This window comes from Rhodococcus sp. MEB064, from assembly GCF_000834565.1.
Lineage (GTDB): Bacteria > Actinomycetota > Actinomycetes > Mycobacteriales > Mycobacteriaceae > Rhodococcoides.
Genome location: NZ_JXQS01000058.1, coordinates 212,790 through 228,021, shown reverse-complemented (window position 1 = coordinate 228,021; position 15,232 = coordinate 212,790). Strand labels below are relative to the sequence as shown.

General features: G+C 67.5%; 14 protein-coding genes and 1 pseudogene. 10 read left to right on the top strand and 5 right to left on the bottom strand.

The window, feature by feature from the left end; all coding sequences use genetic code 11:
- Nucleotide 1 precedes the first annotated feature (1 nt).
- The 8 genes and pseudogenes from RU01_RS19685 (at nucleotide 2) to RU01_RS19650 (ending at nucleotide 7,849) form a co-directional block, all read left to right on the top strand.
- Entirely contained in the window at nucleotides 2-1,399 is a 1,398-nt protein-coding gene (locus RU01_RS19685; protein ID WP_042576253.1) for an MSMEG_0567/sll0787 family protein, read from the top strand.
- The gene (locus RU01_RS19680) at nucleotides 1,396-2,304 is read left to right on the top strand and encodes a carbon-nitrogen hydrolase family protein (protein WP_042576252.1); all 909 of its coding nucleotides are present in this window, start codon (nucleotides 1,396-1,398) and stop codon (nucleotides 2,302-2,304) included. Before RU01_RS19685 ends, RU01_RS19680 begins: the two co-directional genes overlap by 4 nt.
- Nucleotides 2,297-2,581, top strand: a complete 285-nt coding sequence (locus RU01_RS19675; protein WP_042576251.1) for an MSMEG_0570 family nitrogen starvation response protein — start codon at nucleotides 2,297-2,299, stop codon at nucleotides 2,579-2,581. Before RU01_RS19680 ends, RU01_RS19675 begins: the two co-directional genes overlap by 8 nt.
- Nucleotides 2,578-3,825: pseudogene (locus RU01_RS19670) on the top strand (MSMEG_0569 family flavin-dependent oxidoreductase). Before RU01_RS19675 ends, RU01_RS19670 begins: the two are co-directional and overlap by 4 nt.
- Before the next feature lie 8 nt (nucleotides 3,826-3,833).
- Nucleotides 3,834-4,685, top strand: a complete 852-nt coding sequence (locus RU01_RS19665; protein ID WP_042576250.1) for a carbon-nitrogen hydrolase family protein — start codon at nucleotides 3,834-3,836, stop codon at nucleotides 4,683-4,685.
- Nucleotides 4,667-5,752, top strand: a complete 1,086-nt coding sequence (locus RU01_RS19660; RefSeq protein ID WP_042576249.1) for an MSMEG_0565 family glycosyltransferase — start codon at nucleotides 4,667-4,669, stop codon at nucleotides 5,750-5,752. Before RU01_RS19665 ends, RU01_RS19660 begins: the two co-directional genes overlap by 19 nt.
- 291 nt (nucleotides 5,753-6,043) lie before the next feature.
- Nucleotides 6,044-7,459 carry a sugar porter family MFS transporter gene (locus tag RU01_RS19655; RefSeq protein ID WP_042576248.1) on the top strand — a complete coding sequence of 472 codons (1,416 nt, stop codon included), beginning with the start codon at nucleotides 6,044-6,046 and terminating at the stop codon, nucleotides 7,457-7,459.
- Between the two features lie 33 nt (nucleotides 7,460-7,492).
- Nucleotides 7,493-7,849 (top strand): universal stress protein, encoded by a 357-nt coding sequence (locus tag RU01_RS19650; protein WP_042576247.1) that lies wholly within the window; start codon nucleotides 7,493-7,495, stop codon nucleotides 7,847-7,849.
- 23 nt (nucleotides 7,850-7,872) lie between these two features.
- Here the strand turns inward: RU01_RS19650 and RU01_RS19645 are convergent, their stop codons facing one another.
- On the bottom strand, nucleotides 7,873-8,478 hold the full coding sequence (locus RU01_RS19645) for a lipocalin family protein (protein WP_042576246.1): 606 nt from the start codon (nucleotides 8,476-8,478) through the stop codon (nucleotides 7,873-7,875).
- Entirely contained in the window at nucleotides 8,475-10,553 is a 2,079-nt protein-coding gene (locus RU01_RS19640; RefSeq protein WP_042576371.1) for an MMPL family transporter, read from the bottom strand. Before RU01_RS19640 ends, RU01_RS19645 begins: the two co-directional genes overlap by 4 nt.
- A 207-nt stretch (nucleotides 10,554-10,760) precedes the next feature.
- Between RU01_RS19640 and RU01_RS19635 the strand changes: the two genes are divergently transcribed.
- Nucleotides 10,761-11,192: a MarR family winged helix-turn-helix transcriptional regulator gene (locus RU01_RS19635; RefSeq protein WP_042576370.1), complete on the top strand. Its 432-nt coding sequence runs from the start codon at nucleotides 10,761-10,763 to the stop codon at nucleotides 11,190-11,192.
- Between the two features lie 51 nt (nucleotides 11,193-11,243).
- Nucleotides 11,244-12,185 carry a hypothetical protein gene (locus RU01_RS19630; RefSeq protein WP_052493379.1) on the top strand — a complete coding sequence of 314 codons (942 nt, stop codon included), beginning with the start codon at nucleotides 11,244-11,246 and terminating at the stop codon, nucleotides 12,183-12,185.
- A 26-nt stretch (nucleotides 12,186-12,211) separates the two neighbouring features.
- On the opposite strand, the gene RU01_RS19625 is transcribed toward RU01_RS19630, so the two are convergent.
- The 3 genes from RU01_RS19625 to RU01_RS19615 are packed head-to-tail and all read right to left on the bottom strand — an operon-like array spanning nucleotide 12,212 to nucleotide 15,228.
- On the bottom strand, nucleotides 12,212-12,646 hold the full coding sequence (locus tag RU01_RS19625) for a VOC family protein (RefSeq protein WP_042576245.1): 435 nt from the start codon (nucleotides 12,644-12,646) through the stop codon (nucleotides 12,212-12,214).
- Complete coding sequence (thrC, locus tag RU01_RS19620; protein ID WP_042576244.1) at nucleotides 12,646-14,091, bottom strand: threonine synthase; 1,446 nt, start codon at nucleotides 14,089-14,091, stop codon at nucleotides 12,646-12,648. Before thrC ends, RU01_RS19625 begins: the two co-directional genes overlap by 1 nt.
- 33 nt (nucleotides 14,092-14,124) lie before the next feature.
- Nucleotides 14,125-15,228 (bottom strand): threonine aldolase family protein, encoded by a 1,104-nt coding sequence (locus RU01_RS19615; protein ID WP_042576243.1) that lies wholly within the window; start codon nucleotides 15,226-15,228, stop codon nucleotides 14,125-14,127.
- Between the last annotated feature and the right edge of the window lie 4 nt (nucleotides 15,229-15,232).

The window sequence follows — 15,232 nt, the reverse complement described above, 5'->3', positions numbered from 1 at the left end:
CATGGCGTCCGAACTGTCCATCCTGACGGGTGAACCGTCGACTGTCCTCGCACCCTTCCTGGTGCGGCCGGCGGAGTCGAACGCCGACCTGGGTGCCTACCGGCAACTCCGGCGTGAGTCGTTCGTCGTCGACCAGGGGCTGTTCGAGGGTTCCGATCGCGACGATGTCGACGACGATCCCCGGGCGACCGTGCTGGTCGCGACAGCCCCGGACGGCACGGTGCTGGGCGGTGTCCGGGTGGCGCCGTGCACGGACGTCGACCTGGGGTGGTGGGCGGGTAGTCGTCTGGTGGTCGCGCGCGGAAGCCGCGGTCGGACGGTAGGTCCCGCGCTGGTGCGAGCTGCCTGCGCGTACGTCGAGACTCTCGGCGTCCTGCGTTTCGACGCGACGGTGCAACAGCAGTACGTGCCGATGTTCACCGAGCTCGGCTGGGAATCCGTGGGAGCCGCATGGATCGCCGACACGCCGCACGAGTCGATGCGGTGGCCCCTGCATACCGTGCAGCGACTGGTCGACTCCACCAAATCCATGCTCGCCCGCGTCCTCGCCCCGCTGGCGACGGGCCCACTGGGGCTGGGCGCCAGTGGTTTCCGAGGTGACGACGGCGTGCCGGTCCCCGGATCCGACATCGTCGCCGCGTGCGATGCCATCGTGCCGTCGATGGTCGAGCGCGATCCCGAATGGGCCGGGTGGTGCGCGGCACTGGTCAATCTGAACGATCTGTCGGCGATGGGCGCGACACCGATCGGGATGCTCGACGCGGTCGGTGCCCCAACCACCTCTCTCCTGACGCGCGTGATTCGTGGATTGGCGCGTGCAGGGGACGCGTGGGGCGTGCCGGTCCTCGGTGGACACACCCAGGTGGGCGTTCCTGCGTCACTGTCCGTGACGGCACTCGGCAGAACGACCCGCCCCGTGCCCGCAGGAGGCGGACGCGTGGGCGACGACCTGCGACTGACCGCCGATCTGGGCGGCGGTTGGCGCGCCGGATATCAGGGCGCGCAGTGGGATTCGTCGTCGACGAGGTCGCGGGACGAACTGGTGGCGATGGGATCGTTCGTGGCCCGCGCGGCTCCGCGAGCGGCCAAGGACGTCAGTATGGCCGGCTTCGCCGGCACGACCGGGATGATGGCCGAAGCGTCGGGGACGGGTGCGGAAATCGACGTCGCCCGGATACCTCGCCCTGCCGGCGCGGATCTCGGCCGGTGGATCACGTGTTTTCCGGGGTTCGCGATGATCACCGCGGACCGGCCGGGACGCCGCGTCCCGGCTGCAGGACCGGCAACGTCGGCTGTGTGCGGCCGACTCACCAGGACGCCGGGCGTCACCTTGCGGTGGCCCGACGGCGTCGTCACCTCTGCGGTGTCCGCCGCAGTCACAGGATTGGGACGAGCATGAGCGAGATCATGATATCGGTTGCGTCGGAACGGTTCGGCCGCGATATGGCCGAGTCCTACGCGACGATCGAGAGGAACATCGTCGAGGCACGACGACGCGGCAGTTCACTGCTCGTCCTGCCGGAGGCCTGCCTGGGTGGCTACCTTCCCAGCCTGGGTGGGGGTGAGGAGACGGAGGAGAAGCGGCAGCGGCGGTTGCAGAACCTTCCGCCGGCCCTCGAACTCGACGGCCCGGAGATCGCCAGGGTCGCCGCGATGGCCGGGGACATGGTGGTGACGTTCGGATTCTGCGAGGCGGACGGACCGGTGCGGTACAACGCCGCGGTGACCGTCCACGGCGACGGTGTGCTGGGCTCCTACCGCAAGGTGCATCAGCCACTGGGCGAAAATCTCTGCTACTCAGCAGGTTCGGAGTACCGGGCGTTCGACACGCCGGTCGGCCGGATGGGGATGCAGATCTGCTACGACAAGGCCTTCCCCGAGGCCGCGCGGGAGATCGCTCTCGACGGCGCGGAGATCATCACCTCCCTGTCCGCATGGCCGACGTCGCGGACGGGTCGGGCTCCCGACATGGCGCAGGACAGGTGGAAGCTCCGTTTCGACATCTACGACCAGGCGCGTGCGCTCGAGAACCAGGTGGTCTGGGTCGCCGCGAACCAGGCGGGTTCGTTCGGCTCGCTCGACTTCGTCTGCAGCGCCAAGATAGTCGGGCCGGGCGGGGAGATCCTGGCGGGGACGGGCATCGAGCCCGGCCTGGCCACGGCCACACTCGACGTCCAGCGCGCAATCGCCGCGGCTCGTGGCGGCGGCATGTACAACCTCAGGGATCGTCGACCGTCGATCTACGGGACCATCACCGACGAGGACAGCATGTCCCGCGTGGATCGGGTGATGAGCCGTGCCTGAGATGACGTTCACCGTGCTCTGGCCCAACGGGCTTCGACAGCAGTGCTATTCACCGTCGCTGGTCGTTCGCGACCACCTGACGGTGGGCGACCGTTACGAGATCGTCGACTTCGTCCAGCGCAGCAGGACGGCGCTGACGGAGGCGAGCGATCGGGTGATGGCCAAGTTCGGCTTCGCGTGCACCTCGGCCGCGGCCACGCTACGGGAGATCGAGACCACCGCAGCAGCATTCGACTCGGGCACGGTCCGAGTTCTCGACCTGGGAGGCCGGCGATGAGCGAACATCACAGCGCGATCGTCATCGGTGCGGGGCAGGCCGGGCTGTCGATGAGCTGGCACCTGACTCGCCGCGGCATCGACCACGTCGTCCTGGAGCGGGACACCGTCGCGCACGAATGGCTCGACGGCCGCTGGGACAACTTCACGTTGGTGACGCCGAACTGGCAGTGCGTGCTGCCGGGCTACACGTACGACGGTGACGATCCCGACGGGTTCATGACCCGGGATCTGGTGTACGACTTCGTGCGTCGATACGCGGAGTCCTTCGATGCGCCGGTACGCGAGCACGTCACCGTCCTGAACGTCCAGCAGCGCCCCCGGGGCGGGTATTCGGTCTCTACTTCGTCAGGTGCGATGACGGCGGATCAGGTCGTGGTAGCCGTCGGTGGGTACCACACCCCGTCGATACCTCGACTCGCCGAACGCATTCCGCCGTCGATCGCGCAGATCCACTCGTCGGCGTACCGGAGTGCGAGCGCACTGCCTGCCGGCGGTGTCCTGGTGGTCGGCACCGGGCAGTCCGGGGCACAGATCGCCGAAGACCTCCATCTCGAGGGCCGCCAGGTGCACCTCGTGGCCGGATCCGCTCCCCGGGTGGCGCGGTTCTACCGAGGGCGCGATTGTGTCGCGTGGCTGCAGGACATGGGTGTGTACGACGTCTCCATCTCCGCCCATGCCGGTGGACTGTCGAAGCGGGAGAGCACCAACCACTACGTCACGGGCCGTGACGGTGGACGCGACATCGACCTGCGGGCGTTCGCGGTGGACGGCATGCGGCTCTACGGCCGTCTCACCGACGTCGACTAGGACGGGCGGCTGCACTTCGCGCAGACCCTCGAACAGTCGCTCGACGCTGCCGATGCCGTGTCCGAGGGCATCAAGAACGACATCGACGCGTACATCGCCAGGGCGGGTCTCGATGCTCCCGTCGAGGAGCGGTACACGCCGGTGTGGCGGCCGGAGGTCGAACCCACTGAACTCGACCTCGCGGCCGAGGGAATCACGTCCATCGTGTGGGCCGTCGGTTTCCGACGCGACTACCGGTGGCTGAAGGTGGGTGTGTTCGACGGTGAGGGTCACCCGGCCCACACACGCGGGGTGACCGCGGCTCCGGGCCTGTACTTCCTCGGCCTGCCCTGGCAGAACACCTGGGGCTCCGGACGTTTCGCGGCGGTGGCGCGCGATGCCGAGTACCTGGGCGAGCAGGTGGCGGCCGGCGCACGCGTGCCGGCGCGAGTCTGAGTGCACCGGTGGCCCCCATCCGAGCAGCGGCGCTCGCAGGTCATTTCGGCAGGGACGTCGAGCGGTCTCTGGAGAAGATCCTGGGCATCATCGGTCATGCGCACGATCGCAAGATCGACCTCCTGGTGCTTCCCGACGCGTGTCTCGGTGGGTACATCGGCGATCTGAACAACCCGGACCTGGACGAGTTGCCGCCCGCTCTGGACGAGGACGGTCCGGAACTGTCCGGCATCGCGGCCGCGGCGCGCTCGATGACCGTGTGCGTCGGCTACACCGAGCGGGCCGGAGATCAGCGGTACAACGCCGCGGTGTGCCTTACCGGTGACGGCGTGTTGGGGAGTCACCGCAAGGTGCACCAGCCTGCCGGGGAGTCCCTGGCATATTCGGCGGGAAACGGCTTCTCGGCGTTCGACACACCGGTGGGGCGGATGGGCATGCTGATCGACTACGACAAGACGTTCCCCGAGTCGGCGCGCACGTTGGCGCTGGACGGCGCGCGTATCGTCGCGGCGCTGTCGGCGTGGCCGGCGAGCGTGACCGATCGAGCATCGAAGTTGGCCAACGACAGGCAGTCCCGTCTGTTCGACCTCTACGACGCCGCACGTGCCGCGGAGAACCAGGTCGTGCTGCTGTCCTCGAACCACACGGGGGTGATGGGCTCGTTGCGCTTCCTCGGGCAGGCGAAAGTGGTGGGCCCCGGCGGCGACGTGCTCTGCCGTACCCGCGACAAGGGCGGGCTGGCGTGTTGCGACATCGATGTCGATGCCGAGGTGGATCGCGCGCGGAGGGTGTTGCGCCATCTCGACGAGCGGCGCCCCGACGCGTATCACCGGGAGGTCTCGTGCGCATCGCACTCCTGACCTACTCGACGAAGCCGCGCGGCGGAGTGGTGCACACCGTCGAACTGGCCGAAGCCCTCTCGCGGGCCGGGGCCGAGGTCACCGTGTGGTCTCTGGCTCGCGGCGGAGACGAGGGTTTCTACCGCACCGTCGACCCGTCGGTCCGGGTGCGGTTGGTTCCGTTCCCCCCGCGTGACGACGAGTCGGTGGGCGAGCGCATCCTCCGCTCGATCCGGGTGATGCGCGAGGCGTTCGACCCGGCCGACGCCGACATCGTGCACGCGCAGGACTGCATCACGGCCAACGCTGTCGGACGGTGCATCCGCACGATCCACCACCTCGAGAACTTCACGACACCCGAGCTGGCGGCGTGTCACGAACGCGCGATCGTCGAGCCCTACGCCCATATCTGCGTCTCGCGGGCCGTGGCCGACGAGGTCCGGGCCGGCTGGGGTTTCGAGCCGACGGTCATCCCGAACGGGGTGGACCACGTGAGGTTCGCGTCGGCGCGGGGTGACGACTGGCGTGCGCGCATGGGCAGGTACGTCCTGGCCGTCGGCGGCATCGAGCCGCGGAAGGGCAGCATCGATCTGCTCGATGCCTATGCCGTTCTGCAGCACCGCCATCCCGACGTCCGACTGGTCTTCGCCGGCGGTGAGACGCTGTTCGACTACCGCGGATACCGGGCGGAGTTCGATGCGCGTGCGGGCCGGGCCGCGGTGGCCCCCGTCGTGATGGGGACCGTCGACAACGATGTGCTTCCGTCCCTCGTCGCCGGGGCGTCGGCGTTCGCGTTCCTGTCCACGAAGGAGGGATTCGGCCTCGCCGCGATGGAGGCTCTCGCCGCGTCGGTTCCCGTGGTGATGCGAGACCTCCCGGTGTTCCGGGAAGTGTTCGGCGACGCGGTGCGGTACGGAGGCGACGCCGAGGAGACGGCCGGGGCGCTGGAGGATGCGATGGGCTCCAGCGATCGGGCTGCGGCTGGACGTGCGCTCGCCGCCGCAGCGGACTGGGACGACGCGGCAGCCCGGCATCTGGAGTTCTACGAACGCATGCCCCCGGCGTTCGGGGACTCCGCCGACGCGTGAGCGTCGACGGTGGCGTCGTAGAAGAGTTGGACGAACGACGAGGGCGCTGCACGCCTCTTCTCGGGTCTGTCGTGCTCGCGATCGTCGGGTGATGTCGACATGAATGGTCCCCTCCGAACACTCTCATCTACTGAATAGTTGAACAACTGAGAGAGTACCCGCTGCGCCGACGGCGTGCAGAGGGGATTTTGATGTGACCCACTTCTCATCGCTGACGAAGTATGTTAAGACATACAGACATGGATTGAGCGCCTCGCAGGGCTGGAGGCCACACGCCGACGATGGGATGTCATGTCTTCGCAAGTCACCGGTACGGGAAGTTCGCTCCCGGCCGACTCTCCCGGCCCGCATTCACGACGACTCGGGGTCATCGCCGTCGTGGCGACCTTCGGTGGTCTGCTCTTCGGCTACGACACCGGCGTCATCAACGGCGCGCTGGAGCCGCTGAAGGAGGACCTGTCCCTGACGTCGTTCACCGAGGGGTTCGTCGTCAGCATCCTGATCTTCGGAGCGGCGATCGGCGCCCTGGTCGGAGGCCGGCTGTCGGACAAGTACGGGCGTCGCCACAACATCCTGATGCTGGCGGGCGTCTTCGTCCTCGGCACGCTCGGATGTGTTCTCGCGCCGTCGTGGGAAGTACTCGCGGTGTTCCGCTTCGTCCTCGGCCTGGCCGTCGGTGGCGCATCCGCGACGGTGCCGGTGTACCTCTCGGAGGTCTCACCGTTCGAGCGTCGCGGCTCACTGGTCACCCGCAACGAGGTCATGATCGTCAGCGGCCAGTTCGCCGCTTTCGTCATCAACGCCCTGATCTTCAACATCTGGGGCGACCACGAGTCCGTCTGGCGATACATGCTTCTGGTCGCGGTGCTGCCGGCGTTCGCCCTTTTCTTCGGAATGCTGCGCATGCCCGAAAGTCCGCGCTGGCTGGTCTCGCAGGGCAGGGACGACGACGCGTTGGCCGTGCTGAAGCAGGTGCGCTCACCGGAACGCGCCGAGGCCGAGATGGCAGAAGTCCACGCGCTCGCCGAGGAGGAGAAGCTCTCCCAGACCGGCGGAGCGGCCGATCTGTCCGTGCGGTGGATCAGACGGCTGATCTTCATCGGCGTCGGACTCGGTGTCTTCCAGCAGTTCACCGGCATCAACTCCGTGATGTACTACGGCACCCAGCTGCTCGGTGATGCCGGGTTCTCCAGCAGCGCAGCCATTCTCGCGAACACGCTCAACGGGCTGTTCAGTGTTCTCGGCATCACCGTCGGACTGTTCATCATGAACAGGGTCAACCGTCGCACGATGCTGATCGCGGGTTTCTCGCTGACGACGTTCTTCCATCTGCTGGTCGGACTGTCGGCCCTTCTGCTTCCCGACGGCACCGCGAAGGCGTACTTCATCCTCGTCTTCGTCGTTCTCTTCGTCTTCTGCATGCAGGGCACCATCGGGCCGCTGGTGTGGTTGATGCTCGCGGAGATCTTCCCGCTGAAGATCCGCAGCTTCGCCATCGGTGTCTGCGTGTTCATGCTCTGGATCGCCAATGCTGCAGTCGCGCTGGCATTCCCACCGGTGGTGGAGGCGCTGGGCATCGCGCCGACGTTCTTCATCTTCGTCGGACTCGGCATTCTGGCCTTGGTCTTCATCATCACCCAGGTGCCCGAGACCCGCGGCCAGAGTCTGGAACACTTGGAAGCTCGCTTCCGCCGCGAATACTCCTGACACGACCGACACACGAAAGGTAGGTGACACGTCATGGCAGTGCTGGTAGCAGTGACCGACAGCGACGAGGGGCGTCACGCATTGAGGGAGGGCGTGCGTGAAGCACGCATGCTGGACACCGACGTGATCGCGGTGAACCTGACTCTCGGAGCGCTCGACACCGGCGACCTCGACGACGACGTACCGGTGCGCGTGATCGAGCGCGCCGGGCGCGAGGACCGCGATCCTGTGGTGGCGGTCATCGACGAGATCGATGCGCACCCGCAGGTGACGCGCCTGGTGATCGGTATCAAGAAGCGCAGTCGCGTCGGAAAAGCATTGCTGGGCAGCGTCAGTCAGCGACTGCTGATGACGTCACCGGTCCCGGTTCTCACCGTTCGGCCCGACTGAGCCGAACGGCGAGCGGGGATCGATCAGACCGTGCAGAGCGGGCGGATCTCGTTGCTGCCCTCGGTGGTCGGAGACGTCAGCAGCAGGCACGCGTTGTAGCCGCGGCTCTCGACGACGCTGCGGATCTGCTTCCACTGATCGGTGCTCACCTGCGGCGAGCGCGACAGGACGAAGCCCGACGTGCGGAACGGGTCGCCCACCAGTGCCCACGAGTAGTCGTCGGCGATGTAGGTGACGATGTAGTTGGTCGGGCCCTCGGGGTTGTCCTGGGTGGGAACGCCGGGGAAGCTCACGTGCAGCTGCGCCTGCGTGACCGGATCGTTCACCCGGGCGTTGCCGATGATCTCGTTGGCTCCGCCGTCCCAGCGAGTGCAGTTGTTCTGCACGCGCACGTTACTGGGGTCGAGCAGCTGGTAGTTGGCCCTGGTGTCCTTGGCGCAGTTGAGGTTGAACGGCTGCGGCACGGCAGCGATCTGCCACCAGTCACCCGTGTAGCGCTGGACGTCGAGCTGCTGGATCGGCTGCAGAGGTTCGAACAACGGCTGCGCGGAGGCCGCGCTGCCTCCGGCCAGAACCGCGCCGGTGACGAGCGCTCCGGCGACAGCCGTGCGGATGATGCTTCGGATCATGGGGTGACTCCTTCTCGAGTGGTGCTGTGACTGTCTTCGGAGTGGGGGTCCAGTGTGGTCGGCCACCAGATGCGGGGCCCGACGAGAGTGAAGAGCGCGGGGATCACGACAGTGCGCACGACGAACGTGTCCAGCAGGATGCCGAGACCGACCACGATGCCCAGCTGGGTGAGCAGGATCAGCGGCAGCACGCCCAGGACGGCGAACACGGCGGCGAGCACGATGCCGGCGCTGGTGATGACAGCACCGGTCGACGCGACCGCGCGGACGATCCCCGTTCGGGTGCCGTGAGTGGGTGTCTCCTCACGAGCCCTGGTCACCAGGAAGATCGTGTAGTCGACGCCCAGTGCGACCAGGAACAGGAAGCCGAACAGCGGGACGTTGTCACCGAGGGCAGGGAACCCGAAGACGTGTTGGCTGACCCAGCTTCCGACGCCCAGGGCAGCGAGGGTGCTGAGGACCGTCGTCGCGACGAGGACGATCGGCGCCAGTAGAGACCGCAGCAGTGCGATCAGCACCAGCAGGACCACCAGCAGGATCACGGGAATGATCACGAGGCGATCGCGTGCCGCGGCGTCGGACGTGTCCAGCGCCTGCGCGTCGCTGCCGCCCACCACGGCGTCGGCTCCCGCGATCTCTCCGACCGTCGCCCGCACGTTCCGGACAGCGTCGAACGCGCCGTCGGACGACGGTTCTGCGCCCAGAACCACCGACAATTCCGTGAGTCCGGTCTCGGAGGTGGCGGTCTGCGTCACCGACACCACACCGTCGGTGCCCCGCACCGCGGACTCGACCTGCTGCGCGGAATCGGTGTTCGCGACGACGATCGTCGGATCCGACTGCCCGGCCGGGAAGTGGTCGGCCAGAGTGTCGATGCCGTCGACGGATTCGGCGGTGACGCGGAACTGCTCGGTCTGTGACAGCCCGACGTTCGTGCCGATCAGCCCGAGGATGCAGACGGCCAGTGCGACCACGGAGACGACGGCCGCGCGGCCGGGCCGACGGCCGACGGCGTTGGCCACTCGGAAGAAGACGCCCTTCTCGGTCGGCTCCGGATCGCCGACGCGAGGAACGAACGGCCAGAACAGCTTCCGGCCACACAGTGACAGCAGTGGAGGCAACACGAAGAGGACGAAGACGGCAGCGACGACGAGACCGGCGGAGGCCAGTCCGCCGAGGCTGCGCGTACTGGGCAGGGTGCCCAGGAGGAGTGTGAGCAGCGCCAGGACGACCGTCGCGTTGCTGGCCACGATGGCGGGGCCGGCCCGTCGGACGGCATGCCGCAGCGCGACCCGGTGATCTGCCTCGCGGCGCAGTTCCTCGCGGTAGCGGGAGATGAGCAAGAGCGCGTAGTTGGTTCCTGCGCCGAACACCAGGACGCTCGTGATGCCCGAGGTACTGCCGTCGAAGGAGAGCCCCGTCAGGTCCGAGACCGCGGTACCGACCGTCGTGGCCACGCGGTCACCGAAGCCCACGACGAGCAGCGGAACGAGCCACAGCACCGGTGATCGATAGGTGGCGATGAGCAGCAGCGCGACGACCAGGGCCGTGACAGTCAGCAGGACGAAGTTCGCGCCGGAGAAGGAGTCGGCGATGTCGGCGGCGAAGGCGGGTCCGCCGGTGACCTGGAGTGTCAGTTCCGCGGGCAGGCCGTCGGTGGCTGCGGACCGGAGATCGGTGACCAACTCGGCCAAGCCGGCGCCGTTCGCTTCCGTCGACACTTGGACGGGCGCGATGGCTGCTTCGCCGTCGGGTGCGGGGATGACGGGAGCATCCTGCACCGACGGATCGACGCCTCTGTCGACGGCGTTCATCCGCTCCCGCGCGGCTGCGACGTCCGCCAGGTCCTGCTCGGACAGCGCGCCACCGTCGGTACGGGTCGCCACGAGAATGACCGGTGAGAGGTCGGCGTCGGGGAAGTCCTGTAGGAGTACGTCGACCTGTGCGGACTCGGCATCCACCGGAACGGAGGTGGGCGAGCTCTCGGCAGCCGAATTGCTCCCGATCGCACCCATGAACCCGCCCGACGCGAGCACGACGAGGAGGGCGACGATCCAGGATCGGCGTCCGGACACCAGTCCGGCGATGCGGTCCCACACGGAGTTCTCGTTCACGCTCGCCAGTGTCTCAGTCTGTTGATCATTAAGCAACTGAAGTAATATGGACGGCAGTGTGGCGAGTACGCTGACGCCGGGGTTCGCGAAGGAGCATGAGTGTCGGAGCAGGATCGGTCGGACGGCGATGCCGCACGGCGCGAACTCGAATCGCTGATCGCCGCCGACATGCGCGCCATGACCGCCGAGTCGGATCAGCTGGGACGAGTATTCGGAGCTCGGCACCACCTCAACGCGAACGACTTCCGGGCTCTGCTGCACATCATGGTCTCCGACGTCGGCGGACGCCCCGTCTCTCCCGGTGAACTGGGCTCACTGCTCGGACTGTCGTCCGCGGCGATGACCTACCTCGTCGAACGCATGATCGTGTCCGGCCACATCCGCCGCGAACCCGACGTCCGTGACCGTAGACGCGTCATTCTCCGCTACGACGAGCCCGGAATGGACGTCGCTCGACAGTTCTTCGGTCCGCTGGGGCAGCACGTCTCACAGTCTCTCGCGGACCTCCCGGACGACGACCTGGCCGCGGCGCACCGCGTCTTCGGTGCGCTCACCGATGCGATGCAGACGTATCACCGGGAGATCAAAAGCGCCGAATGATGCTCGGCAACCGCACAGTTTCCGATCGGGCTCGACGGGTAGCCGAGCCGGATGCCCGCTGTCAGAGTTGCCACCGATCGTGGCTTCGCCGCGACCGTCGCCGACTCGATCGTCACCGGTCTCGACGGATCGACCACGCGCGACGGAGATCTGCTCACCGTCCACCGGGTGACCGTCCCCCTGCCTCCGGTGCAGAGCGGAAGCCCTGATCTCGACACCTGGTCGTCCCTGCTCGGTCACACCGGAGGGAGCGAGGACACCGTGACCGTGTGTGTCTCCGAGATACCGCGCCGTGTGCGCTCGCGCCCCGTCCTCGCCGAGATAGTCCGGCCGTCGATGGTGGTGATCTACGTCCCGTCGTTCGGCATCCACCGGGTCGCGCGACGTGCGCGCGCCGTCACGCTGGCCGCTCTGGGCGCGCTGCGCGACTCCACCGGTGTCGACCGACCCGATCCCGCCACCGGTCCGGCGCAGTGGTCCACCGTGTCCGGCCACGACGCCCTGGTGGCGCCCGCCCTGCTGGGGCATGCGCGGGTGGTCGCGGGCATGATCCGCACCAACCGCCCGTGGAGGCTGGTACCGACGCTGTCGGGCGCGCTCGCCGCGGCGACTGCGACGTCCGCATTCGGCCTCTTCTACTCGAGCATCTGGCAGATGGCGGCGTCGATGTCGATCGTGCGCCTGACCGCGGTGTCCGCCACTGCTCTGCTCGCCGTCACAGCGTGGCTCATCTTCCCGAACAGTCTGTGGGAGAAGCGCACTCGGCGCGAGCGAGGATCGACCGCACGATGTACAACCTCGCCACCCTCGGTACGGTCGTCGCCGGAGTCGTCACCATGTACGCGGTCGCTGGGCACCGTGGCGGGTGCCGTCGGCAGCACCGTGGCCGACCAGGAGCAGATTCTCTGCGCGACGTTCGGACACCGCGAGTTCTTGCGTCGACGCGCGGCGGCCGGCCGATTGGACGACACGCGGGACCACGCCGACTCGTGATCACCGAATTACGCTCGGAGAGTTGGCTAGTCGACCAACTTCTGGGCGAACATGACGATGATGTCGCTGGGACCGCGCAGGTAGGTCAGCTTGTACACGCCCTCGTAGTTCGCGACACCGCGCAGCGGAAAGCACCCGTGCCGGGCGGCGATCGCGAGCGCCTCGTCGAGGTCGTCCACAGCGAAGGCGACCCGGTGCATGCCGACCTGATATGGGAGCGTCGGTTCCGTCTCGATCATCGTGGGATGGCGGTTCTGGAACAGCTCGATGCGGCCGGTCCCGTCCGGAGTCTCGAGCATCGCGATGTCCGCGTGATTGCCGTCGACTCCCACGGCGGTATCGGCCCACTCACCGCTGACGGTGTCGCGGCCCAGCAGGGTCAGTCCGAGGTCGGTGAAGAACGCGACGGCCGCGTCGAGATCGCGGACGGCGATCCCGACGTTCTCCAGACGGATCGGCATCAGCGCGCGGTGTGCTCGACGATCACGGCCTTGACGCGTTCGACGTCCGCGGGGACGACGTCGAAACGCTGCGGGAGATCCTCGATGCCGTCGAATGCCGCCGGCCGTTCGGGTTCCTCACCGAGAGCTTCGCGGACGATGTCCGCGAACTTCGCCGGCAGTGCGGTCTCCAGCACGATCATCGGGATGCCCTCCCGAAGATTGCGGCGGGCCACGACGACGCCGTCGGCTGTGTGCGGGTCGATGGTCACCCCGTAGCGGTCCTTCACGTCGCGGATCGTCGCGACGCGATCGGCATGCGTACTGCGCCCGGAGACGAAGCCGAATTCGGCGATCCGATCGAACTCCGCAGTGCCGGAGAAGTCGAAGCCGCCGTCGGTGTCGAGCGCGCGGAACAGCTCGCCGAGCCGGGCCGCGTCCTGATCGACCAGGTCGTAGAGGAAGCGCTCGAAGTTCGACGCCTTGGAGATGTCCATGCTCGGGCTCGAGGTGTGGTGCGTCTCGGCGGGCGACCGTGGGCGGTAGACGCCGGTGCGGAAGAACTCGTCGAGGACGTCGTTCTCGTTCGTCGCGACGATTAGCTGATCGATGGGAAGACCCATGCATCGTGCGATGTGTCCGGCGCAGACGTTGCCGAAGTTGCCGGACGGGACCGAGAACGACACCTTCTGTCCGGGCCCGTCGGTGGCGAGCAGCCACCCGTGCACGTAGTAGACGACCTGCGCGACGACGCGAGCCCAGTTGATGGAGTTGACGGTGCCGATCGCGTGGTGTGCCTTGAACTCGGCATCCTTGGACACCGCCTTGACGATGTCCTGGCAGTCGTCGAAGTTGCCCTCGACGGCCAGGTTCACGATGTTGTCGTCCTGCAGGCTGAACATCTGCGCGCGCTGGAAGCTGCTCATCCGTCCGTGCGGACTCAACATGACGACGCGGATACGGTTCTTGCCCCGCATCGCGTGTTCGGCGGCGCTACCGGTGTCCCCGGAGGTGGCGCCCAGGATGTTCAGCTCGTTGCCGCTCGCGGCGAGGGTGTACTCGAAAAGATTGCCGATGAGCTGCATGGCCATGTCCTTGAAGGCCAGCGTGGGCCCGTTGGACAGTCCGAGCAGCTTCAGCGGTGCACCGTCCTCGTCTCCGAGAGTGCGCAGCGGGGTGATCAGCGAGACGTCGTCACCCTCGCGGCCGTTGCAGTACACCTCGGCGGTGTACGTGCGGCGCGTGATGTCGTGGAGATCGTCGGCCGGGATGTCGTCCGCGAACTTCGAGAGCACCGCGAACGCGAGGTCGGCGTAGGCCAGGCCGCGCCACGATTCGAGCTCGTCGGCGGTCAGCTGCGGGTACTCCGAGGGCAGGTAGAGGCCCCCGTCGGGCGCGAGACCGCCGAGGAGGATGTCCGAGAAGTGCTGGGGCAGGTTGTGACCCCGCGTCGACTGATACTGCATCACGTGACTCTCTTCGTCCGGGTGGAGGCGCGGTCAACCTTGCCATATCGGGGAATCGGCACGCGCCAGCTCCGTGCGGATCGCCTCGACGAACTTCTCTACGTCGGCCTCGGTGGTGTCGAAGGAACACATCCAGCGGACCTCGCCGCGGGAGGCGTCCCAGTCGTAGAACCGGAAGCGCTCGCGGAGGCGGTCTGCCACACCGGCCGGCAGGGTGGCGAAGACGGCATTCGCCTGTGTCGGTCGGCTGAACCCGAGGCCCGGTGCGTCGCCCGCGTCGACGAGTGCCTCGAGGGACGAGCGCAGACGGGAGGCCATCGAGTTGGCGTGCGACGCCGAGCGGAACCACAACCCGCGGTCCTCACCAGGTTCGAGCAGGGCGAGGAGCTGAGCGGCACCGAACCGCATCTTCGACGCCAGCTGCATGTCGAGCTTGCGCAGATACGTGATCCCCTCGGATGCCGACGGGTCGAGCACGACGATCGCCTCGCCGAAGATGAGGCCGTTCTTGGTGCCGCCGAACGACAGGACGTCGACCCCCACATCGGTTGTGATGGCGCGCAGCGGGAGGTCGAGCGCCGCGGCCGCGTTCGCGATGCGGGCTCCGTCGACGTGCAGTCGCATGCCGTAGCCGTGAGCGTGGTCCGCGACGGCCCTGATCTCGTCCGGCGTGTAGACGGTGCCCAATTCGGTGGACTGCGTGATCGACACGACCAGCGGCTGCGCGCGGTGCTCGTCGCCCCAGCCGTACGCCTCGCGGTCGATCAGCTCCGGGGTCAGCTTCCCGTCGGGTGAGTCGACCGTCAGCAGCTTGATGCCGCCGACTCGCTCGGGTGCCCCGCCCTCGTCGCCGTTGATGTGGGCGGTGGACGCGCAGACGACGGCGCCCCAGCGGGGGAGCATCGACTGCAGTCCGACGACGTTGGCGCCGGTGCCGTTGAAGACCGGGAAGACGGCGATGTCCGGCCCGAAATGCTCGACAAAGACCTCGTCCAGACGCCTGCTGTAGTCGTCTCCGCCGTACGCGACCTGGTGACCGCCGTTCGCGGCGGCGAGAGCGTCGAGGACTTCCGGGTGCACGCCCGCGTAGTTGTCGGACGCGAAACCGCGGACGGTGCTGTCATGCAGAGAGATCACCGAG

What these genes read in the sequence shown, in the direction of transcription:
- RU01_RS19650 (WP_042576247.1), top strand. Translation starts at nt 7,493, where the DNA reads ATGGCAGTGCTGGTAGCAGTGACCGACAGCGACGAGGGGCGTCACGCA.
- RU01_RS19655 (WP_042576248.1), top strand. Translation starts at nt 6,044, where the DNA reads ATGTCTTCGCAAGTCACCGGTACGGGAAGTTCGCTCCCGGCCGACTCT.
- thrC (WP_042576244.1), bottom strand. Translation starts at nt 14,091, where the DNA reads ATGCAGTATCAGTCGACGCGGGGTCACAACCTGCCCCAGCACTTCTCG.
- RU01_RS19625 (WP_042576245.1), bottom strand. Translation starts at nt 12,646, where the DNA reads ATGCCGATCCGTCTGGAGAACGTCGGGATCGCCGTCCGCGATCTCGAC.
- RU01_RS19680 (WP_042576252.1), top strand. Translation starts at nt 1,396, where the DNA reads ATGAGCGAGATCATGATATCGGTTGCGTCGGAACGGTTCGGCCGCGAT.
- RU01_RS19685 (WP_042576253.1), top strand. Translation starts at nt 2, where the DNA reads ATGGCGTCCGAACTGTCCATCCTGACGGGTGAACCGTCGACTGTCCTC.
- RU01_RS19635 (WP_042576370.1), top strand. Translation starts at nt 10,761, where the DNA reads ATGCGCGCCATGACCGCCGAGTCGGATCAGCTGGGACGAGTATTCGGA.
- RU01_RS19630 (WP_052493379.1), top strand. Translation starts at nt 11,244, where the DNA reads ATGCCCGCTGTCAGAGTTGCCACCGATCGTGGCTTCGCCGCGACCGTC.
- RU01_RS19645 (WP_042576246.1), bottom strand. Translation starts at nt 8,478, where the DNA reads ATGATCCGAAGCATCATCCGCACGGCTGTCGCCGGAGCGCTCGTCACC.